This window comes from Prevotella sp. ne3005 (assembly GCF_900110085.1).
Classification (GTDB): domain Bacteria; phylum Bacteroidota; class Bacteroidia; order Bacteroidales; family Bacteroidaceae; genus Prevotella.
The window spans coordinates 171,139-191,966 of record NZ_FOCK01000001.1 but is presented as its reverse complement, the minus strand read 5'-3'; the positions used below and the strand labels follow the sequence as shown (position 1 = coordinate 191,966).

General features: G+C 52.8%; 16 protein-coding genes and 1 pseudogene. 6 read left to right on the top strand and 11 right to left on the bottom strand.

Going from position 1 to position 20,828, the window contains the following annotated elements; translation table 11 throughout:
• Positions 1 to 199: 199 nt before the first annotated feature.
• The 6 genes and pseudogenes from BMY16_RS00775 to BMY16_RS00750 all read right to left on the bottom strand — a co-directional run bounded on the left by BMY16_RS00775 (position 200) and on the right by BMY16_RS00750 (position 10,456).
• Positions 200 to 2,359, bottom strand: coding sequence for a glycoside hydrolase family 31 protein (locus BMY16_RS00775; protein WP_091838733.1), 2,160 nt, complete (start codon positions 2,357 to 2,359; stop codon positions 200 to 202).
• Position 2,360: 1 nt separating this feature from the next.
• Positions 2,361 to 4,145 (bottom strand): alpha/beta hydrolase, encoded by a 1,785-nt coding sequence (locus BMY16_RS15750; RefSeq protein WP_244512802.1) that lies wholly within the window; start codon positions 4,143 to 4,145, stop codon positions 2,361 to 2,363.
• 7 nt (positions 4,146 to 4,152) lie between these two features.
• Complete coding sequence (locus tag BMY16_RS00765; RefSeq protein ID WP_091838731.1) at positions 4,153 to 6,531, bottom strand: glycoside hydrolase family 3 C-terminal domain-containing protein; 2,379 nt, start codon at positions 6,529 to 6,531, stop codon at positions 4,153 to 4,155.
• A 167-nt stretch (positions 6,532 to 6,698) separates the two neighbouring features.
• Positions 6,699 to 8,087 (bottom strand): family 43 glycosylhydrolase, encoded by a 1,389-nt coding sequence (locus BMY16_RS16005; RefSeq protein WP_411267762.1) that lies wholly within the window; start codon positions 8,085 to 8,087, stop codon positions 6,699 to 6,701.
• Between the two features lie 969 nt (positions 8,088 to 9,056).
• A pseudogene (locus BMY16_RS16000) lies at positions 9,057 to 9,656 on the bottom strand (alpha/beta hydrolase); the annotation flags it as partial.
• A gap of 335 nt (positions 9,657 to 9,991) precedes the next feature.
• Positions 9,992 to 10,456 carry an Lrp/AsnC family transcriptional regulator gene (locus tag BMY16_RS00750; protein ID WP_091838726.1) on the bottom strand — a complete coding sequence of 155 codons (465 nt, stop codon included), beginning with the start codon at positions 10,454 to 10,456 and terminating at the stop codon, positions 9,992 to 9,994.
• Between the two features lie 218 nt (positions 10,457 to 10,674).
• Here BMY16_RS00750 and BMY16_RS00745 point away from each other — a divergent pair, with 218 nt between their 5' ends.
• The 3 genes from BMY16_RS00745 to bcp all read left to right on the top strand — a co-directional run bounded on the left by BMY16_RS00745 (position 10,675) and on the right by bcp (position 13,220).
• On the top strand, positions 10,675 to 11,961 hold the full coding sequence (locus tag BMY16_RS00745) for an O-acetylhomoserine aminocarboxypropyltransferase/cysteine synthase family protein (RefSeq protein WP_091838723.1): 1,287 nt from the start codon (positions 10,675 to 10,677) through the stop codon (positions 11,959 to 11,961).
• A 140-nt stretch (positions 11,962 to 12,101) separates the two neighbouring features.
• Positions 12,102 to 12,743: a helix-turn-helix transcriptional regulator gene (locus tag BMY16_RS00740; RefSeq protein ID WP_091838720.1), complete on the top strand. Its 642-nt coding sequence runs from the start codon at positions 12,102 to 12,104 to the stop codon at positions 12,741 to 12,743.
• Between the two features lie 24 nt (positions 12,744 to 12,767).
• Entirely contained in the window at positions 12,768 to 13,220 is a 453-nt protein-coding gene (gene bcp / locus BMY16_RS00735) for a thioredoxin-dependent thiol peroxidase (protein WP_091839807.1), read from the top strand.
• 69 nt (positions 13,221 to 13,289) lie between these two features.
• On the opposite strand, the gene BMY16_RS15390 is transcribed toward bcp, so the two are convergent.
• The gene (locus tag BMY16_RS15390) at positions 13,290 to 13,391 is read right to left on the bottom strand and encodes a smalltalk protein (protein WP_170835955.1); all 102 of its coding nucleotides are present in this window, start codon (positions 13,389 to 13,391) and stop codon (positions 13,290 to 13,292) included.
• A 949-nt stretch (positions 13,392 to 14,340) separates the two neighbouring features.
• Here BMY16_RS15390 and BMY16_RS00730 point away from each other — a divergent pair.
• Entirely contained in the window at positions 14,341 to 14,904 is a 564-nt protein-coding gene (locus tag BMY16_RS00730) for a peroxiredoxin family protein (RefSeq protein ID WP_317614770.1), read from the top strand.
• Positions 14,905 to 14,916: 12 nt separating this feature from the next.
• On the opposite strand, the gene BMY16_RS00725 is transcribed toward BMY16_RS00730, so the two are convergent.
• The 4 genes from BMY16_RS00725 to BMY16_RS00710 are packed head-to-tail and all read right to left on the bottom strand — an operon-like array spanning position 14,917 to position 18,050.
• The gene (locus BMY16_RS00725; RefSeq protein ID WP_091838718.1) at positions 14,917 to 15,153 is read right to left on the bottom strand and encodes a hypothetical protein; all 237 of its coding nucleotides are present in this window, start codon (positions 15,151 to 15,153) and stop codon (positions 14,917 to 14,919) included.
• On the bottom strand, positions 15,125 to 16,270 hold the full coding sequence (locus BMY16_RS00720) for a cytochrome d ubiquinol oxidase subunit II (RefSeq protein WP_091838715.1): 1,146 nt from the start codon (positions 16,268 to 16,270) through the stop codon (positions 15,125 to 15,127). The genes BMY16_RS00725 and BMY16_RS00720 overlap by 29 nt, the downstream gene beginning before the upstream one ends.
• Positions 16,267 to 17,802, bottom strand: coding sequence for a cytochrome ubiquinol oxidase subunit I (locus tag BMY16_RS00715; RefSeq protein ID WP_091838713.1), 1,536 nt, complete (start codon positions 17,800 to 17,802; stop codon positions 16,267 to 16,269). The genes BMY16_RS00720 and BMY16_RS00715 overlap by 4 nt, the downstream gene beginning before the upstream one ends.
• Before the next feature lie 26 nt (positions 17,803 to 17,828).
• Entirely contained in the window at positions 17,829 to 18,050 is a 222-nt protein-coding gene (locus tag BMY16_RS00710; RefSeq protein ID WP_091838710.1) for a DUF4492 domain-containing protein, read from the bottom strand.
• Between the two features lie 204 nt (positions 18,051 to 18,254).
• On the opposite strand from BMY16_RS00710, the gene BMY16_RS00705 reads away from it, so the two are divergent.
• Both BMY16_RS00705 and BMY16_RS00700 read left to right on the top strand, forming a co-directional pair.
• Positions 18,255 to 19,790, top strand: a complete 1,536-nt coding sequence (locus BMY16_RS00705) for a TolC family protein (protein ID WP_317614769.1) — start codon at positions 18,255 to 18,257, stop codon at positions 19,788 to 19,790.
• A gap of 51 nt (positions 19,791 to 19,841) precedes the next feature.
• Entirely contained in the window at positions 19,842 to 20,825 is a 984-nt protein-coding gene (locus BMY16_RS00700; protein ID WP_091838707.1) for an HlyD family secretion protein, read from the top strand.
• The last annotated feature ends 3 nt before the right edge of the window (positions 20,826 to 20,828 follow it).

Below are 20,828 nucleotides of genomic sequence, written 5' to 3'. Positions count from 1 at the left end.
TTTTCAAGTAGATGGTCTAATCTAACGAATTCACTGACATATATGATTTTTTTGTGTTGCATGTCAGGTTCTCAACCGTATTGCATAAAAGGTTCATCCTGACACTGCAAAAATACACAAAAAAACTAAAATTATATACAACTTATTCAGTAAATCTATACGCAACCCGTTGCGGAAAACTTACGCAACATTTCCTAGTTTACTCACGAACGAACACTGGAATATGGGCCTTGGTCACAGGGGTGGTGACGTATTGCCCACCTTCGAAGTGTTGTCCTGTATGTTGTTCTCGCCAGCCGTTCCTGCTTTTGGGCAGATAGGTTTGCCACTCAGTGACGCCTGGTTTGGTGACAGGACTGATGAGCAGATCTGGGCCGAACATATATTCATATTTCTGTTTGAGGGCCTCAGGATCGTCGGCAAAGTCGAACACAAGGGGGCGCATCAGCGTGTAGCCTTCTTTAGAGACGCGCTCTGCACACTGCTTGATATATGGCAACAGGCGCTCGCGCTCCTTCAGACACTCTGTGATGATGGCCTGTGCCTCTGGACCGTAGTTCCAGGGTTCGGTATTGCTCATATAACCATGAACGCGCATCAGGGGCAGGTAGACGCTGGTCTCTATCCAGCGGAGCATACGGTCGATGTAATCCTGGTTGGTGTACTGGTCTCGGGGACGGAAGAATCCGCCTGCATCATAGGTCCACCAGGGGATACCTGCTGCCTGCATGCCAAGACCTGCCGTAATCTGGCGGCGGAAGGTCTCCCAGTCGTTGCCCACATCACCGCTCCACATGGCTGAGCCGTATCGCTGAATACCGGGGAATCCGCAGCGGGTGAGGATAACAGGATCCTTACCAGCTTCTTTCAGTCCCTCATAGACTGTCTTGTTGACGAGCAGGGGATAGACATTGCGCACCTGTTCGCCACTCCAGCGGCCATTGTTCACACGGCGGCCTGCAAGATCGTCGTTCTCTGGTTCTGTGGCATCCTGCCACCAGGCGTCGATGCCTAAGGGGACGAGGCGCTCGCGGAAATTCTTCCAGTAGGCGGCAGCGGCTTCGGGATTAAAGAAGTCTATCCAGTCGGTTTCGGGGATGTAATACTGGTCGCGCTCCATCTGGCGACCTACCTCGGAGTTCTTGTCAATCTTACTCCATACGCTCACCATCAAGCGTACATCCATCTGGTGGAGACTGTCAGTGAGTGCCTTGGGGTCAGGGTAGAACTCCTCGTCGAACTGCATGGAGTTCCAACCATATTTCCCCCAATACTGCCAGTCCTGCACGATGACGCTCAGGGGCATCTGCTCGTCGCGGAAACGGCGGGCGGTCTGCAGGATCTCATCGGAGGAGTGGAAACGCTCGCGGCAATGGATATAACCCAGTGCCCACTCGGGCATCAGCGGAGAGGGTCCCGTGAGTTCACGATACGAAGCGATAATCTCGTCTGGGGTGCCGATGAAGACGGTATAATCTACTGCCTCAGCCACAGGCGAACGGAAGGTGGTCTGATTCTCTACCTTATTATAATAGAGGGTGGGCTGATCGTCCTTGGTGAGTTCTGCCTCTAAAGTATGACGCCCTGCCTCTAGATGGACTATCTGCGAAGCCGTAGGGGGCAGCCATAGGTTCTGCATCTCGATGACGGGATTGCCATCGATGGTGAGGTTGTGGCGACGTGCCATCTTCTGTCCTACATCGAGCAGCAGGGCATAGTCACCACTCTCGGCTATGTCGATGCTTGCTTCGAAGATATGGCGCTCACGTACCTCGCGCTTGCCTCCTTCCGTAGAGGTGACATCCACCACTTCCTGTGCACCAGCACCGTCACGCTTGATAAGCTTGACACTCTGGCTGCAGGGATTGAACTCCGTCAGTCCGTAGTTGTTCCATAGAATGCCGTAGCCCTTGCTGGAGATGAGCATGGGGATGGATATCTGGGTGTTCACTTGGGTGAGTCGACGGGAGAGACCGCGCACGTTGCTGTAGCCATCCTGGAACTGCCCGAGTCCATAGAGGAACTCATCGTCGGGAGAGACGAAAGAGAGGGTCGCCTCACCATCCTTGAACTGATGGTTGGTGGCTGTGAAGACGGTCTTGCCTTGGGCATTGCAGATTTTAACCTCTTGCTGCTTGGCATCGATGGCGACAGAGATATCCTGTCGATTTTTGAACGGTTCTTGCTTGACATAGATCCATTCTGGAAGCTCGCTCTTGATGTCGCCCTTGGCGTACTGGATGCGGACGGCATTCCGCGAGAGAGGCGTCACAGTGAGGCGCCCCTCAGAGAAGGGCGTCTGTGCCGCAGCGCTCAGGCAGAAAGCCATCGACAGAATGATGGTGTGTATCTTCTTCATATTACTTCAGCTTTTCGAACTTGGCATTCTTCTCGATGGTCCACTTGTTGCGCTTAGAGATGCCGCAATCCTTGCCTACGAACATCTTGGCTGCCTCTTTGCAACCCTTCAGTTGCCAGTTGAGCCAGGCGAGGGCTACGATGGTGAATTCACCGCCATGCGGCTCGCGATAGGTGCCACCATGACCTACGGGGAAATTGGTGGCGACAGCAGGTACATGATCAATGCGGTGGAAGTCGTCCATACCATTGCCATAGGCAATATCAGTCTCACCCCCCAGCAGATACATGATAGGCGTGTGGATCTCCTTCAACTTCTCCTTCGGAGGCATGGGCATGCCGCTCACAGCCTGATTGGCATTCTGCTGATTGAAGAGTCCGCTGTTGCAGATCATCAGGCAAGAGATGCGGGGATCGGCACAGTTGAAGAGTGTCTGCAATCCGCCACATGACATACCAGCCACGCAGATATTCTTCACGTCGATCTTCTGATAGTAAGGTGATGCAGGATCGGCATTCTGGGCAATGATCCAGTCGATGCTCTCAATCTGCTGCTCTGAACGTGACATCGGACCCTTGTACCAATCGTCGGTCATCGGGATGATACCCGTGGCGAGCACGATGTAACCCTGTGAGGCAATCTCGTTGAGGAAGTTCATGTGCTCCCACGGAGAGTTGGCACAGGCGCCATTGCCCCATACGAGTACGGGCAGAGGTTTCTCGGCACTGAAGGCAGAGAGATCCTGAGGCACGAAGATGGTGTGCTCGGGCAGGGTGGTATCTTCCTTCATGATGGCCTTGTACTGACCAGTGCCACCATTCTCGATGATACGTGAACGATTGGTGCGCACCTCATCCAGGAAGTGTACCATCTTCTGTAAGTTCTCTTCAGTGTACATGGCCGGACCTCCATGGTTTCCCTCTGCAGGGAAGGTGGCCTCAGTCTTCACACCAGCAGCCTTCAGCGTCTCAAAGAAAGCCTTACCCTGACAGTTGGGCACAACGTTGTCCTTATCACCGTGGAAGATGATGATGGGAGGATCGTTGGGGTCTACATAGTGGTTGGCACTCAGACTGATGTATTTGTCTGGCTCTTTGGCAAGCTTCGAATTAAGCAGCACGTCCTCTGGTGAGTTCTCGCCCATCTTCATACCTTCACCACAATCCATGGCAGTGAGGTCGATAGGACCGCTCCAGTCGCAGGCTGCATTCACGGCGCTGCTCTCCTTGAGATAGCTGCCCACCTCGCCTTCGAGGTCGATGTCAATAGTCCCCACCTTAGTTTGCTTGGTTCCGCTGGTGGTAGCTGCCATAGAGGCCAGGTGTCCGCCAGATGAGAAACCGCTGGTGGCGATGAACTGGGTGTCGAACTTATACTTGGCTGCCTCGCCACGCACAAAGCGGATGACGGCACGGATGTCGTGAATCTGGGCAGGCCACTTGGCATCCATACTGCTGCGGTGGTTAGGACAAACCACAGCATAGCCTGCCTTGAGAAGTGAATTGACGATTGTGCCGAGGTCGGCCATGCCTTTACTGCTGTTGCTGAACCACGCACTGCCGTAGATGTGAATCACTACGGGGTAGGTGGCTTTCTCCTGCTTAGGCAGGTAGATGTCGCAAGTGTGGTATGCCTGGTCGTCTCCTGCATAGTTCACGTCCTTGAACTCTTGTGATGTTTCGAGTTTTACTTGCGGGGCCTGGAGTCCTCCGAATCCGCCTGCTGGCTGTGCGATGGCTATTGAAGTCATGCACATCATGATAGTTGATAATAATGTCTTTTTCATTTCTGTTTTATTGTGATATAGTTGTTTCTGAGAAATAGTGGTCGCGCAGGGGCTTGGTGGTAGCCTTACCCTTGAGTTCAACCTGCTGCTGGAGTTTGATGTCGGCCGAAGAGGCGCCCACCTTCACGATGAACGTACCTGGCTCGATGTTCCACTCGCGTACATCGCCCTTGTGGGTGTAGAATCCGAACTGCTCTACAAAGAGGCGGGTGGTGACAGTCTTTGTCTGTCCTGGCTCCAGTGAGATACGGGCAAAGCCCTGCAGCTGGATGGGGCGGATATTCTGGCTCTCCTGTGTGGGCGAGAGATAGATCTGTGCCACCTCATCAGCCTTTACCTCTCCCGTATTCTTTACCTGGAAAGTGAGCTCCACGAAATCGTCGGAGGTCTTGGCCTCACTGTTCACCTGCAGGTTCTGATAATCAAACGTGGTGTAGCTCAGACCATAGCCGAAGGGCCATGCTACGCGTGCATCCTTCTCCGCACTATAGTTATAGCAGATGGGCTCGTTGATTTCCACATTCGGGTAGCTGACAGAGAGCTTGGCAGAGGGAGACACCTTACCATAGAGGATATCTGCCACTGCATTACCGCCTTCCTCGCCAGGATACCATGCCTGGATGACGGCGGCGCACTTCTCGGCGATGCCGGAAATGACCTGGGCACGACCTCCGAATACCACCAGCACTACAGGCTTGCCTGTCTTCAACAGTTCATTGACATATTGTTCCTGCTTACCAGGCAGACGGAGTCCCTCACGGTCGCGGTTTTCACCGCAGAGCATCACGTTCTCACCCACGGCGGCAATAATCACATCAGCCTCCTTGGCCATCTTCAGGGCTTCGGCCTTATCAGCCTTCTCGCCAGAGTCTACCTTACGGTGGAGGAGGTAATACTCCCAGGCACGGGCATCGCCCACTTCTCCGTATTTGGTCTCGATGTCTTCAGTCCAGTCGCAGCCACGCGAGTACATCACGTTGACACCCTCTGGCTTGCGGTTCTGCATGGCCTCCAGCAGTTTCACGATATGGGGATTGTCGCGATCGGCCACATCCTCGACTCGCTTCCAGAAGTACGACATGGCAGGGTAGGTGTAGTCGCCACACATGGCCCAGATGGAGTTGGCATTAGGACCAGTGAGAAGAACATTTAGCTTTGAGCTTTGAGCATTTAGCTTTGTGATATCCAAGGGTAGGATACCATTGTTCTCGAGGAGCACCACCGATTGGGTGGCGATGTCGTAGGCCGTCTGGCGCTCCTCAGGGGTGTCGAGCTTGATTGTCTCCTTGGAATAGAGATAGGCATCCTTGTCGAAGAGTCCCATGCGGAATTTGATGCGCAGCACATCCTTCACGGCACGCTCCAATGTCTCAGGCTTGACCAGCCCCTTGTCGATGGCCTCCTGCAGGTTCTTATAGTCGGCACCATGGGGGAAGTCAACGTCGTTGCCACCATTGATGGCAGCAGCAGCCTTTTCAACCGAAGTCTCCAGATTGGGTATCTGGTCGATGGCAGTATAGTCGCTCACCACCATACCGTCGAAGCCCACATAACCACGAAGGATATCCTGAAGAATCTCGCTGTTGGCAACGCATCTGATGCCATGCACATCATGATAGCCAGGCATCACGGCCACGCTACCCGTCAGGCGGATCATCGTCTCGTGGGGCAACAGGATCTCCTCCATCAGCTCCTTCTCTTCTGCATCACCACCGCCGCCATAGCCAAGGTAGTGCTTCGAGCAGGCACCAACGCCCGTCTTCAGGTTACCCTGCTGCAGACCTTTGACGAAGGCGGTTCCCATCACGGCTGAGAGGTAGCCGTCTTCACCATACGACTCTTCCAGACGGTTAAAGCTGGGTGTGCGACACACGTCGACCATGGGTGAAAGGGCCAGGATTCCACCTATCTTGCGCAGCGTGGTACTCGTCTGGCGTGTCTTCAACTCAGCCAGTTCGGAATTGAACGAGCAGGCCTGGCCTATCTGCTGCGGGTAGATGGCAGAGCCTAAGGTGTTGACACCAGAGAGCACCTCTTCGTGCAACAAGGCAGGGATACCGTTGGGGGTGTTGTGCATCAGCCAGTCTTGGATGGCGATGGCACGATCACGCAACTCGTTGGGGTCTCTGGGCTGCTGCATGCAGAACTGCGAGAAGTGTCCGATGCCATAGGGAATCAGTTCGCGGCACTTCGCAGTGTCGAGCTTCCCCTGCTCATCGAAGAGCTCGTCCATATACATGCTCCTCAGTTGGGCGATGCGCTCCTCCTGGGGCATCTTCTGATAGAGTTCGTCAACTTGCTGTTCGATGTCGGCAGGAGCATTACATCCCGTCAATAGTGCGCCAAAGCACACAAAAGCTGATTTTTTTAGACCATACTTCTTCATAGACACATTATCAATTATCTTCAATTTTCAATTTTCAATCTTCAATTTTCAATCTTCAATCTTCAATCTTCAATTTTCAATCTTCAATTTTCAATCTTCAATCTTCAATCTTCAATTTTCAATCTTCAATTTTCAATCTTCAATCTTCAATTTTCAATCTTCAATCTTCAATTCCCAAACTTCCACCAGTCGAGCCTTGTTTCGCCGGAGGTGTTGCTAAAGCAGAGGTAGAGGTCATGTACGCCTGAAGCATTCGTCACCTTGGTATTAAAGGCCTTGTACTTTTCTACCGAACCAGTCTTCGAGATGACGGCTTCACCAACGATGGGACCATCCTGACCGTCCAGACGCAGGGTGACCTTACAACTGCCCGTAGAGGCAGCCGTGATGTTGAACTTCTTGGCTCCATTGCCAAAATCTACACCACGCAGTTTGATGAACTCACCATCGTTGATGTCGAAGATATACATATTCTTCTTACCGGTAGACGTGGGCATGTCAGCCACCACACCTGTATTCTCGATGCCCATCTTGGCACTCTTCAGTCCATAGCCCCAAGCCATCGTCTCAGCCTCCACACGCTGGTAGGGATTCAGCCAGCAGAGCTGTTTCACAGGCTCCTGATCGAGCCAGTAAGGCACCTCCTGGATGGTGCCGTCTTCATTGTAGGTGATCTCTGTGGCAGAGACGCTGCGACGCTCGTGATGCGTGAAGGTGTCGAGGTGCATGAGGTCGTAACTCTGACCAAAGACATAGGAGTGACCCTTGAAGTCGCAGATGCCAGGATGATTGCCTCTGTCGCGCAGGGTGGGGCGCATGATGTAGTTCTTCCACTCCCAAAGTCCTGTAGGCGAGTCGCTCATGGCATAGCCCAAAGCCTCAGGACAGCAGGTAGAGGCATAGGCTAAATAATACTTGTAACTCCCTGTCTCCCTGTCTCCCTGTCTCCTTCCATAAATCCAGGGCCCTTCCTGATAATGCTTGATATGCGGCAGTTTGGTGACCTCGCTCTTCAGCGATATCATGTCGTCGTTCAGCTTGGCGTAGAAGGTGTGGGGATTGCCCCAGTAGAGGTAGGCCTGTCCGTCATCGTCAGTATATACCGAAGGGTCGATGTCGAACCAGTTGCTCTGGTCCCATACCAATGGCTTGCCCAGAGGATCCTTGAAGGGTCCGTAGGGGGAGTCGGCCTTCAGTACGGCGATGCCATGACCATGGAGTGGGGCATAGAGGTAATACTTACCGTTGCGCTCCACCGTCTGGATGGCCCAGGCTCCGTTCTCACGACTGCGCCAGGGGATATCCTTCAACGAGGCCACGGCTCCATGCTCCGTCCAGTTCACCATGTCGGTGGTGCTCCACAAAAGCCAGTCGTACATGAAGAATCCTGCTGAACTCTTCTCGTTCACATCGGGAATGTCCTCTGGCGATGCATCGTGCGAGGTGAAGAGAAACAGGGTGTCGCCCACTACCAGCGGGGCGGGGTCGGCTGTGTATTTCGTCTGGAAGAGTGGCAGGTTAAGACTGATCTCGCCTTTCGCAGCGCGCTGCAGCATCAGTGAGTCGAGGATAGACTCCAGGGCATGACGGCGCTCAGGCCAGTTGGGGTAGTCGTCGGCTTTGAGTGTATAAACCTTCTTCTCGCATTTCTTGCCCTTGCAGCAAGCAGCTTCTCCAGTGGTGATACAGAATGGCGGCAGCTTCTTGGCTGCAATGAACTTATCGGCCATCACGTCGGCTCCTCCGATCTTAAACCAGCTCTCCATCGTGTCGTCCTTGCCGGGAATGAGTTGGATGATGAACTCAGGTTTACCGCCTGCGGGCTGGTAACAAGCCTTGTTCTCGTTCAGGTCATAGCTCACCACGCCATGCTCCATCTCTGCCATGTTCATGAAGTTGAACGTGGCGGCAGGGTTGTTGCAGATGCTGGGCTTGAAACCCTTGGAGGGTGCGAGATACATGTTCTGCGGGTCGGCCACAGCCGTACCGTCGACGATGAAATAATAGGTGAATGCCTCATAGATATGCTCGTCGACCTCTGTGCTCCAGATGCCGTCGCTGTCGCGCTCCATAGCCTTGGGCTTGGGCAGGATCTCTGCTGCCAGCAGCACCTCCTTGGCGTCAGGTGCCTTCATGCGGAAAACGACGCTGTCGTACTTGTATTCGGGCGAGATGATGGGCTTGGGGAAGAGGCGTGCCATCACACCAGGTGTAAACTGCTGCTCCTTACCAGTGGCGGCGGGGGCAGGCTGTCCGTTCTTCATCGCCTGCTCAGCCACTTCGGGCTTGAAGAGCAGGGGAAGGGTCTTCGAGAGGAAATACTTGGCGTTCATCCAGGTATGTCCGAACTTATCGTGGGTGAACTCCTTCACACTGCGGATGCCCTTCTTGTCGAGAAACTCCATATAGTCGCGAGCATTTCCATAAAGGAAATCGTCTGTGCCCACGCCGAGCCAGAACAGACGGATCTTACTGTTGGTCTCTGCGGCATGGTCGTAGACGCCGGGGATATCCGTCGAGGTAAACGAACTGTAGCTGCACAGATAAGAGAACTTATCGAGATTGTGCAAGCCGTTGGACAGTCCTTGGTTGCCACCACGGGAGAATCCGCCGATAGCACGATGGTCAGCATCGTTGATGGTGCGGTAATGCTGTTCCACGTATGGCATCAGGTCGTCAGTCAGGTCGAGGCTGAACACATCCTTTCCGAACATCGTCTGCGGCATGCCTCCCAGGCCGAGACTGGGTGGGGTGGGCAACAGCTTATAGGGATTACCGTAAGGCAGTACCACAATCATCTCCTCTGCCTTGCTTTCTGCCAGCAGGTTGTCGAGGATATAATTCACTCGGCCTACCTTGTAATACACCTCCTCCGTATCGGTCGTACCGCTAATCAGATAGAACACGGGGTATTTCTTGTCCTTATTCTCCTGATACTTCGGGGGCAGATAGACCACAGCCTGATTCGTGGCCCCCAGACTCTTGGAATAATAGTGGATATACTCCAGCTTGCCGTGGGGCACATCCAGAATGTCGTGGGCCAGTTTGCCTTTGCTGGCAGGAATCTCCAACAGCGAGTTCTTAAAGCCCTCGTTAGGGAAGTACTGGGGATTCTCCGGGTCCATCACGCTCACGCCGTCGACGATGAAGCAATAGGGATACATGTCAGGCGCGGCAGGGCCGAGGGTGACAGTCCAAAGTCCTGTCTTGGCATCGCGCGTCATGGCGTTGCGACCTGCAAACTGCACGTCTACCATGACTTCTTTGGCCTGATCGTTCTTGTACTGGAAGGTTACGGTTCCGTCTTCATGACAGATGTTTTGGGCTGTGGCCATGCATGCCACTCCCATGAATAGTTGTAATAAGATAGTTTTCTTCATATCAATGATTGATGATTCGGGTGGCAAAGTTAGGACTTTATTTTGAAACAAGCAAGAAATTCGGCAAAAAAACGACTGCTTCAGATGTTGATGCCGTAGTTTTGCTTCACTTCGCTCATCACGAAAGTCGACTCGATGGAGGCCAGGCTCTCTATCTCGCCGAGTTTGTTGAGCACAAACTCCTGATACTGCTTCATATCGCGTGCGCGAACCTTTAATAGATAATCATAGGCTCCCGAGGTGTTGTAACACTCCGTCACCTCCGGTATGCGGTGGATGCGGCGCACAAAGGCATCGGCAATCTCGTGGTTGATCTGCTTCAGTTTGACTTTGCAGAACACGAGCAGCCCTTGGTCCAACTTCTCGGGGTCGAGGATGGCGACATACTTCTTGATATACCCTTTCTTCTCCAACCGTTTCTGACGCTCAAATACGGGGGTAGGGGTCAGATGTACGGCATCGGCCAGCTCTTTAGTGGTCAATTTTGCGTTTTTTTGCAGCGTTTTCAGTATCTGCAAGTCGGTTTCGTCTAATAATTCAGCCATTTTTATATTGAAAATTGAATATTGAAAATTGAATTTCAGAATGTTATTCTGTTTGGAGGCGTTAAGAGCGCCCGAATCGGAAAGATTTTCTTTCTCGGCTGCAAATTTAGGTATATTTTCTGAATTACGCAAGAAATTTGGATAATATTTCCAAACATCGTACCTTTGCACCGTGAAAATAAACATAATAATAACAAATAAAAAGAAAGGATAAGATTATGAGTACAAAGAATTACAAGTTTGAGACTTTACAGCTTCATGTAGGCCAGGAACAGGCCGACCCCGCTACCGACGCTCGTGCGGTGCCCATCTATCAGACCACCTCGTATGTGTTCCGTAACTCACAGCACGCTGCCGACCGTTTCGGCCTCCGCGATGCAGGTAATATCTACGGCCGTCTGACCAACTCCACTCAGGGTGTGTTCGAGGATCGTGTGGCTGCCCTTGAGGGTGGCGTGGCAGGTCTCGCAGTAGCCTCTGGTGCTGCCGCCATCACCTACGCGCTGCAGAACATCGTTCAGGCTGGCGATCACATCGTGGCTGCCGACAACCTCTATGGCGGTTCCTACAACCTGATCACCCACACGCTGGCTACTCAGGGCATCAGTAATACAATCATCAATGTCAACGACCTCGCAGCCCTCGAGGCAGCTATCCAACCCAACACAAAAGTAGTATATGCCGAAACGTTTGGTAATCCTAATAGTGATGTACTTGACCTCGAGGGCGTTGCGGCCGTAGCCCATAAGCATGGCATCCCCTTCATTGTGGATAACACTTTCGGCACGCCTTACCTCATCCGCCCGCTGGAGCATGGTGCCGACATTGTGGTACACTCCGCCACGAAGTTCCTCGGTGGTCATGGTACCTCCCTGGGTGGTGTCATCGTCGACGGTGGTAAGTTCGACTGGAAACAGAACGACAAGTTCCCCTCGCTCTCCAAGCCCGATCCCTCGTATCATGGCATCGTCTTTGCCGACGCCGTAGGCGCTGCTGCTTACGTCACCCGTATCCGTGCCGTCATCCTGCGCGACACTGGTGCCACCATCTCTCCGTTCAATGCCTTCATCCTGCTGCAGGGTGTCGAGACCTTGAGCCTGCGTGTGGAGCGTCATGTGGAGAACGCCCTGAAGGTGGTCGATTTCCTCGCTAACCACCCGAAGGTGGCTGCTGTTCACCATCCGGCCCTGGAGAGTCATCACGACCACCAGCTCTACAAGAAGTACTTCCCCAACGGCGGCGGCAGCATCTTCACCTTTGAAGTGAAGGGCGGTCAGGAAGAGGCGTGGAAATTCATCGATGCCCTGCAGATCTTCTCGCTGCTGGCCAACGTGGCCGATGTGAAGAGCCTGGTGATCCATCCTTACACCACCACCCACTCTCAGCTCTCGCCCGAGGAACTGGCCGAACAGCACATCACGCCCTCGACCGTACGCCTCTCCATCGGTACTGAGCACATCGACGACATCATCGACGACCTCGCACAGGCACTTGATAAAATATAAAAATGTAAGAATGTAAAAATGAAAAATGTGAAAATGTAGGAATTTGAAAAATGAAGAGTTAAAAAAGTAATGCGTAATCTGTCAAACCTTCCAAAAGATTTGGCAGATTGCTTTTAATTTCGTAACTTTGCCGACACAGTATGAGGAATTATATTATTGCAGATAATCAAGAACTGACGGGCTATGCACTGCAGAGTCTGCTGAAGCGCGACGAAGGTAGTGCTGTCTTCCGTGCAGTGGACAAGGCAGGCCTGATAGAGTTGCTGAAGGGACACGAAGACGCTGTTGTGTTCCTGGACTATACCCTGTTTGATTTCTCCGACGAAGACCAGCTGCTGATTGTGGCCGAGCGCTTCAGTCTGTCGGAGTGGATCCTTATCAGCGACGAGCTGACCCCTCAGTTCATCCGTCGTGTGGTCTACTCCTCCCATCAGTTCAGTCTGGTGTTCAAGGATGGTCCGATGAGTGAGATACGTGAGGCCCTGCAGGCCGTTAGCCGTCATACACGTTACCTCAGCCAACGGGCATTGGAAGCCATCATCTCCCAACAGCAGGATGACGAGAAACCCGACATCCTGACGGCTACGGAAACGGAGATAGTGAAGGCCATCGCCCTGGGTAAGACCACCAAGGAAATCGCCGCCGAACGCTTCTCGAGCATCCACACCGTCACCACCCATCGGAAAAACATCTTCCGCAAACTGGGCATCAACACGGCCCACGAGGCCGTGAAATATGCCCTCCGTGCCGGACTGATAGATGCCAGTGAATTCTATATCTAAATAAGGTTTAAAAACATCTGTATGATGAACATTGGAGACAAGGCGCCTGAGATTCTGGGCAAAGACGAACAGGGACGTAAGATCCGTCTGAGTGATTACAAGGGTCGTAAGTTAGTGCTCTACTTCTATCCGAAGGACAATACGAGCGGCTGTACGGCTGAGGCATGCAGCTTGCGCGATCACTACGGAGAGCTGCAGGGCAAAGGCTATGAGGTGGTGGGTGTAAGCAAGGACTCCGCCGCCTCGCATGTGAAGTTCAAGGAGAAGTATGAGTTGCCCTTCCCCTTGATAGCAGACATCAACCATGAGCTTCTGGAGGCGATGGGCGCATGGGGCGAGAAATCGATGTATGGCAAAAAGACCATGGGCACCATCCGCACCACCTTTATTATCAATGAAGAAGGTGTCATCGAGCAGATCTTCGCAGGCAAACAAGTAAAAACCAAAGAACACGCAGAGCAGATCCTAACGCGATAGATCTCCCGCTCAAAAATCAATATAATAAAACCAAAGGGGCAGACGAACTAAATCGCCAGCCCCCTTTGCTTACATCCCCATGCACGAGGTGGTGCCCAATGCCGTCAGTACGGCCGTGATTACCGACGCTATGATCTGCAGCGTCCACTTCAAAGTCTCTTTCTTAGTCATAATACTAATTATTAAAGAATTAAAAATTTAGGAGACTAGGAGTTCAAGGAGTTCAAGGAGTCCAAGACATATGTTCTGCGGGTCTTTCAGCCTTTGGAGTATCGTCCTGGACTCGGCTTTGCCGCTTGGCTCGTCCAAGAACTCCCTGAACTCCCTGTCTCCTTGTCTACTAGCCTGCCGTACCGGCAGGCTCGGTGTGCGTAGCCACCGCAAAGCACCTTACGCAATTGAAACGCCGCACGTTTCTTCCGTCAGAAGTAAATATTATTTATCAACACCTTGGGCAGCTGTAGAGCTGCCTTTTTAGACCCATATAGCACGCTTGAGGTTTCCTCCGACCAAACTCAGACTTTACTCGGAGGAAACATCCACTTTCCTCCGACCAAACTCCGACTTTCATTGGAGGCATATTTTGTGGGTGATGTAAGAATATTGTTTTGTCAAGAATATTTTATTGTGATGAAGATACATAAGATCTATGTGTCAAACGTAATGGGACAATGGGACAACGGGACAGGAAGCTTTTTTGGTTTGACTCAAAAAAGCACGAAAATACTTTTATATATTATATATATTATAATATATATAATATATAATTATAAATTAAGACTATTTTGTCCTTTTTCAAAAACGTTCTTGTCCCGTTGTCCCATTGTCCCCTCGACATGGGTGTTGCGACAAAGGGACGGAAGGGACTCTGATTTTGTCCTAGGCGAGAGCGCAAATTTGCGCCCTCGCAAATCCGAGAGAAACGACCACGAGAGAATCGGAGAAAGACGGCGTTTATACAGACGTGAGATCCCTCGACTGCGCTCGAGATGACAAATGGGGGCGCTCGAGATGACAGGAATGGTAGTCGGGATGACAGGGAGGGATGAAGAATTTCCTCGAAACCGTTGGTGGTCTCGGGGAAATTTCATACCTTTGCCCCGAAAATGTAAAAGAGACAATGATGAAGAAGACTTTTATGGCCATTGCACTGATGGCAACCACCATGACATTAGTGACTTCGTGCAAACAGCAGGCAAAGACTAACGAGACGGCTGCTGTTGAGACTACTGAGGCCGCTGCGCCTGAGGCACAAGAGGCGGAGGCTGCCGATCTGGCGCCTGACTTCGAACTGCCCAACCTTCAGGGCAATCCTCTGAAACTGTCCTCCCTGCGAGGCAAGTATGTGGTGCTCGACTTTTGGGGCTCCTGGTGTGTATGGTGCATCCGTGGTGTCCCCAAGATGAAGGAGGCCTACGCCAAGCACAAGGACAAGATGGAAATTCTGGGTGTTGACTGCCATGACACGGAAGAGAGTTGGAGGGCTGCCGTCGATCAGCTCCAGATGCCTTGGCTGCAGGTGCGTTGTCCTGACGAGAAGGTGCAGGCTATCAAAGAGATGTATAACGTAGAAGGCTTCCCCACGAAGGTGATCATCGACCCTGAGGGGAAGCTTGTGAAAGTGGTCGTTGGCGAGGATCCGGCATTCTATCCTTTCCTCGACGAACTTTTTGCGAAGAAGTAAGTAGCTCCCGGGCTACTCTTCGTCCACCACCTTTGCGGAGTCGGCAGCTGCCGGCTCCGTATCATTTGAGGCTATATCGAAGGTGGCAGCCACGCTGTCGCCCATGACCACGGCGATGGAGTCGTCGTTGTCGATGACAGCATAGCCACGGGGAGCAGCCCCATAGCAGGCGATGAAGAGCATCGACGAGGTGCCGATGCCCAGCCATGTGAGCAGACGATTAATAAGCGTGATCTTCTTTGATTTCATCTTTTGTGAGTTTTTTGTTATCAATGGCGCGCCAGGCATAGACAATGTAGGCCAGCACGAAGGGCACGAGCAGCGAGACGTAGAACATGGTGGTGAGCGTGAACTCACTCGAGCAGGAGTTCTGGATGGTGAGCGACGACTGGAGGTCGGCCGTTGAGGGGTAGTAGGCCGTATTGTTCCATGCCGAGCAGAGCAGCAGGGACAGCACGGTGAGCACGGTGCCGAAGCCCGCAGGCCAGATGCCACCCACATAATTCTTCGAGAGGATGGTCTTGCCGATGCCGAACAGCACCAGAACGACACCTATTAATAATATGACGGTGAGGTACCACATCTCCAGGAAGTTGTTGAGATACTTATAGGGCTCCATGTAGATGATGCCCTCTTCGTTGACGGCGAAGCCATCCTTGAGCAACAGGTGGACGAGATAGGCCACGAAGAGCACGAGGAAGGGCACGGCTGCACCAATCAGTCGCACACTGCCACGCGAGCGGATGTCCTCGTCGGCCACGTTGTTCATCACGTAGAGGATGCCCAGCACGCGGGCCAGGAATACCACGGCGAAGCCCAGTACCAGTACCCAGGGGTTGAGCAGGGCATCGAGGCCGTGGGAGGCATTGGCCCAGCGCGAGATGATGGGTGTGATGGCACCCGCGTCAATCAGATTGTCCTTGGCTACGAGGAAGTTGGAACCCTCGAAGAAGGTGGCCACCGCCCCACCTAAGAGCAATGGTCCTACGATGCCGTTGAGCGTGAGGAAGAACTGGAAGGTCTTCGGTCCCAGAATGTTGCCGATCTTGTTCTGGAACTCGTAGCTGACGGCCTGCAACACGAAGGTGAAGAGGATGATCATCCACAGCCAGTAGGCACCGCCAAACGAGGTGGAGTAGAAGAGGGGGAAGGAGGCAAAGAAGGCTCCTCCGAAGGTGACGAGCGTGGTGAAGGTGAACTCCCATTTACGGCCTGTGGAGTTATAGACGAGTCGGCGTCCTTCCTCAGTGTAACCTAAGGATCGTGCCACGGAGTTGGCGCCCTGAACGAAGAGCAGGAACACTAAGATGGCTCCAAGCAGTGATACGATGAAACACCAGTAATGCTGTAAGAATTCGTATGTCATAATTCGGGTCCTTTCTTAATTTGTTTGAGCATGATGTTGATCTCTACAGCCAGCATGGTGGAGAAGAGAATCAGGAAGAGGAAGAAGGTGATGATGACGCTGGCCGACTGGAGGTCGCTGACGGCTGCCCACGTGGGAAGCATGTCCTGAATGGTCCATGGCTGACGTCCGAACTCTGCTACCAGCCAGCCGCTCTCAGAGGCGATATAGCCCAGGGGGATGAGGGCGATGGCTATCCAGTAGTGCCACGAGGGCAGGGCTGTGATGTCGCGATGGGCAAACAGGAACTTCGGCCATCGGTAGGCACCTGCCAGTACTACGGCAAAGAAGAGGATGAACAGGCATCCCATTCCCACCATGATGCGGAAAGCCCAGAAGTTGACGGCGATGGGAGGCACGACATCGTTCTTGTCCTTGATATAGCCATAGCCGAAGTACGGCATGTTCTCCTGCAACACCTTCAGATGGGCGGCTGCTGTCGAACCGTCGTCGCTCGACTCGAATTTGGCAGCACGATAAGCAGCCAGCGCTGTGATGGCCTTCTTGCCTCGCTCTATCTTCTCGTCGACGGAGGGCTCTACCTTACCGTCGGATGTGGTATAACCGTTGAGGATATCGTTGACGCCAGGCACATAGCCCTGAAAGTCGTTGGTGGCCATGAACGAGAGGGCGTAAGGCACCTCGATGCCTTCAATCACTTTGAGCCCAACGCCGTTGCCGCCATCGTAGAGTGCCTCCATGGCTGCCAGCTTCATGGGTTGCACAGCGGCCACATCCTGAGCCGACTTATGGCCAGTGGCAGCTGCCAACAGCGAGGCCACCAAACCTACGCCAGCTCCGATCTTGATGCTCTCGAGAGCCATCTTCGTGTCGCGCTTCTTCATCAGATACCAGCAGCAGACGCCTACGCAGAAGACACCACCGATGATCCAGGCAGAGGTGACGGTGTGGCAGAACTTGCTGACGGCGAAGGGCGAGAGTGCCACCTCGGCAAAGCTGACCATCTCGTTGCGCATGGTGTCGGGATTGAACTCGCAGCCAACGGGATACTGCATCCACGCGTTGGCCACCAGGATCCACCAGGCGGAGATGGTGGCGCCAAGGCCAGTGAGCCATGTCGAGGCAAGATGGAAGCCTGGCGATACCTTCTTCCAACCGAAGAACATCACAGCCACGAAGGTGGACTCCATGAAGAAGGCCACGATACCCTCGACAGCCAGTGGGGCTCCGAAGATGTCGCCTACGAACCAGGAGTAGTTGCTCCAGTTGGTACCAAACTCGAATTCGAGGATGATACCTGTGGCGACACCCATGGCGAAGTTGATTCCGAAGAGCTTCTGCCAGAAGATGGCAGTGTCTTTCCAGAACTGGTCCTTCGTGCGATAGTACTTGGTCTCCATGATGCCCATGATGACCGCCAGTCCGAGGGTCAGGGGCACAAAGAGCCAGTGGTAAATGGCCGTCAGGGCGAATTGGGCCCTCGACCAATCGATGGTGTCGGCATCGATAGATAAGATTAGCTGATTGAACATATCTGTAATATTTACGTTTGTGATTTCTACTCCGTGGCACGGTCTACGAGCTCGGTGGCCACATAGCCTGCCTTGTCGTCCCCGGCATGCGTCTTAAGGAAGTCGGGGAAGAAGAACAGCTTCAGTACAGCAAAGATAATGAACAGCTTGATGAGTATGATGGCCCAGAGCGTACGCCCGAGGCGCATCGACTTGAACCCCTCATAGTAGAGGTCAAATGTGCGATAGAGAAACCCTCTCTTATTCATAGACTTAGCCTTTACACTGCTGCAAATATACGTTATTTTCATTTAACTACCAAATAATGAGCAGGAAAACTGCAAAAATTGGTCGAAATTTCGGTAATAATCTTAAAATTAAACAAGGTTAAACAAAGAAAAGACCATTTCTCTTTGTGGTTTCACTGAAATGCCGTACCTTTGCACCTGATTAGAAGTGTCAATAATTGGATTATGATGCAAATTAGTTTAAGATGGTTGGGAGGCCTCCTCTGCATGATGGTGATACCAATGACAGCCCAGCGGGTGCTTTCGCTCGACAGTTGTCGACAGATGGCCCTGCAGAACAATAAGCAGCTGGGTATCTCCAAGCTCAAGCAGAACGTGGCAGCCAACATCCGCAAATCGGCGCGTACAAAGTATTTGCCCCACATCAGTGCCATAGGTACCTATGAGCACACGAGTGAGGCCATCTCACTGTTGAACGACGCCCAGAAGAAAAGCCTGCCCCAGATGGGTACGGAGGCTGTAGGAGGCCTGCAACCTCAGATGGCTGGACTTGAGAACTCTTTTGCCCAGATGGGTAATGCCTTCGTGCAGTTGGGCGTGCCCCCTGCTCAAGTGCAGGGGATGATGGGCGACCTGCAGAAGAACATGACGGGACTGACGGCTGGTCTCCAGCAGATCCTGAATGCCCAGGGGCAGCAGATCGTGGATGCCCTGAATACCGATACACGTAATGTCTGGGCAGGTAGTATCCTTTTCACTCAACCCATCTTCATGGGTGGTAGTATCATCGCCCTCAACAAGATGGCTGATATCAATGAAAGAATAGCAGAGAATACGCTCGATGCCCGACGTCAGGCTACGCTCTACCATATTGATATGGCCTACTGGCAGGTGGTGTCGCTCCATCACAAGAAGCAGTTGGCAGAGAGCTATCTCGACCTGGTCAAGAAACTGGACTCGGATGTCCATAAGATGATCGACGAGGGCGTGGCCACCAGAAGCGACGGACTGAGTGTCGACGTGAAGGTGAACGAGGCAGAGATGGCTGTGATGAAGGTGGACGACGGGCTCGTACTCTCGCGCATGCTTCTCAACCAACTCTGTGGCATCCCCTTGAACGAACAGGTGATCCTGGAGGACGAGCAGAGCACAGACCTGTCGGAAGAAAACGCAGAAGGTGCTGGCGTGTCGGGTGATGCATCCGTAGCCATGGCAAATCGTCCGGAACTGAAGATGCTCCAGAATACCGTCGACCTCTCCAAGCAGGCCACCAACGTGCTCCGTGCAGGTAATCTGCCTCAGGTGGGGCTGACGGGTGGCTATGCTATCAGCAACCCCAATCTGCTCAATGGCTACCAGAAACAGTTCGGTGGCTTCTGGCATATCGGCGTGCAGGTGCGCGTACCACTATGGAACTGGGGCGACGTGATGTATAAGGTGCGTGCCTCGAAGGGTGCCACCAGCATTGCTAATCTCGAACTGGCAGAGGCCCGTGAGAAGATTGAACTGCAGGTGAACCAAAGCAACTTCAAGATGGGTGAGGCGAACAAGAAACTCGTGATGGCTCAGGCTAATATCCAACGAGCCAACGAGAATCTCCGCACGGCTAATCTTGGATTCCAGGAGGGGGTGATTACGCCCGCCACAGTGCTGGAGGCCCAGACGGCCTGGCTTCAGGCTCAGTCGCAGAAGATTGATGCAGAGATTGACGTGAAGCTCTCGCAGGTGGATCTCCAGAAGGCCCTCGGAACGCTGGAGTAATTGAAGGTTGAAGATTGAAAATTGAAGATTGATAATAGATAATTATATATTATGTCAGCAAAAAGTCAACATAACAATATTCTGCTTGCCATTGCAGGATTTGTGACAGTGATCATTATCGTTGCCCTGATTGGTTTTCTAGCCCTTGACCGTCAGCCTGATACGATTCAGGGACAGGTGGAGGTCAGTGAGTATCGTGTGTCGAGTAAGGTGCCCGGACGTATTCTTGAGCTACGGGTGAAGGAAGGCGACTATGTGAAGGTGGGCGATACGCTTGCCATCCTTGACGCTCCCGAGGTGCGTGCCAAGATGGAACAGGCCCAGAGTGCCGAGAGCGCTGCTGCCGCCCTGGAACTGAAGGCTCAGAACGGTGCCCGTGAGGAACAGGTGCGTGGTGCTTTCAATGTGCTCCAGCAGGCCAAGGCTGGTCTTGAGATTGCAGAGAAGTCGTATAACCGTGTGCAGCGTCTTTATGACGAGGGCGTGATGAGTGCCCAGAAGCGTGATGAGGCCTATGCCAACTACAAGGCCATGGAGGCTCAGATGAAGGCTGCCCAGAGTCAGTATGACATGGCTGTCAACGGTGCCCGTGTGGAGGATAAGATGGCAGCTGCCGCCCAGGTGGGTCGTGCACGTGGTGCTGTCCGTGAGGTGAACAGCTATATCCACGAAACGGTACAGGTGGCCCAGATGGAGGGCGAGGTGGCCGATATCTATCCCAAGGTGGGTGAGCTCGTTGGCACTGGCTCTCCCATCATGTCGATTGCCGTGATGGACGATATGTGGGGCACATTCAATGTACGTGAAGACCAGCTGAATGGTATGAAGGTGGGCTCTGAGTTTTCAGCTTTCGTGCCTGCCTTTAATAAAGAGGTGAAGATGAAGGTCTATTATCTGAAGGATCAGGGCTCCTATGCGGTATGGAAGGCTACAAAGACCAACGGCCAGTACGACCTGAAGACCTTTGAGGTGAAGGCCCGTCCTGTGGAGAAGCTTGACGGTCTGCGTCCTGGCATGTCACTTATTATCAAGTGAAAA

Bases quoted from the DNA above. Each gene is read 5' to 3' on its own strand.
- bcp (WP_091839807.1), top strand. From the start codon at position 12,768: ATGAACATTGGAGACAAGGCGCCTGAGATTCTGGGCAAAGACGAACAG.
- BMY16_RS00700 (WP_091838707.1), top strand. From the start codon at position 19,842: ATGTCAGCAAAAAGTCAACATAACAATATTCTGCTTGCCATTGCAGGA.
- BMY16_RS00720 (WP_091838715.1), bottom strand. From the start codon at position 16,270: ATGACATACGAATTCTTACAGCATTACTGGTGTTTCATCGTATCACTG.
- BMY16_RS00725 (WP_091838718.1), bottom strand. From the start codon at position 15,153: ATGAAATCAAAGAAGATCACGCTTATTAATCGTCTGCTCACATGGCTG.
- BMY16_RS00765 (WP_091838731.1), bottom strand. From the start codon at position 6,531: ATGAAGAAGTATGGTCTAAAAAAATCAGCTTTTGTGTGCTTTGGCGCA.
- BMY16_RS16005 (WP_411267762.1), bottom strand. From the start codon at position 8,087: ATGCTGCAGCGCGCTGCGAAAGGCGAGATCAGTCTTAACCTGCCACTC.
- BMY16_RS00710 (WP_091838710.1), bottom strand. From the start codon at position 18,050: ATGAATAAGAGAGGGTTTCTCTATCGCACATTTGACCTCTACTATGAG.
- BMY16_RS15390 (WP_170835955.1), bottom strand. From the start codon at position 13,391: ATGACTAAGAAAGAGACTTTGAAGTGGACGCTGCAGATCATAGCGTCG.
- BMY16_RS00750 (WP_091838726.1), bottom strand. From the start codon at position 10,456: ATGGCTGAATTATTAGACGAAACCGACTTGCAGATACTGAAAACGCTG.
- BMY16_RS00740 (WP_091838720.1), top strand. From the start codon at position 12,102: ATGAGGAATTATATTATTGCAGATAATCAAGAACTGACGGGCTATGCA.
- BMY16_RS00730 (WP_317614770.1), top strand. From the start codon at position 14,341: ATGATGAAGAAGACTTTTATGGCCATTGCACTGATGGCAACCACCATG.
- BMY16_RS00715 (WP_091838713.1), bottom strand. From the start codon at position 17,802: ATGTTCAATCAGCTAATCTTATCTATCGATGCCGACACCATCGATTGG.
- BMY16_RS00745 (WP_091838723.1), top strand. From the start codon at position 10,675: ATGAGTACAAAGAATTACAAGTTTGAGACTTTACAGCTTCATGTAGGC.
- BMY16_RS15750 (WP_244512802.1), bottom strand. From the start codon at position 4,145: ATGAAAAAGACATTATTATCAACTATCATGATGTGCATGACTTCAATA.
- BMY16_RS00775 (WP_091838733.1), bottom strand. From the start codon at position 2,359: ATGAAGAAGATACACACCATCATTCTGTCGATGGCTTTCTGCCTGAGC.
- BMY16_RS00705 (WP_317614769.1), top strand. From the start codon at position 18,255: ATGATGCAAATTAGTTTAAGATGGTTGGGAGGCCTCCTCTGCATGATG.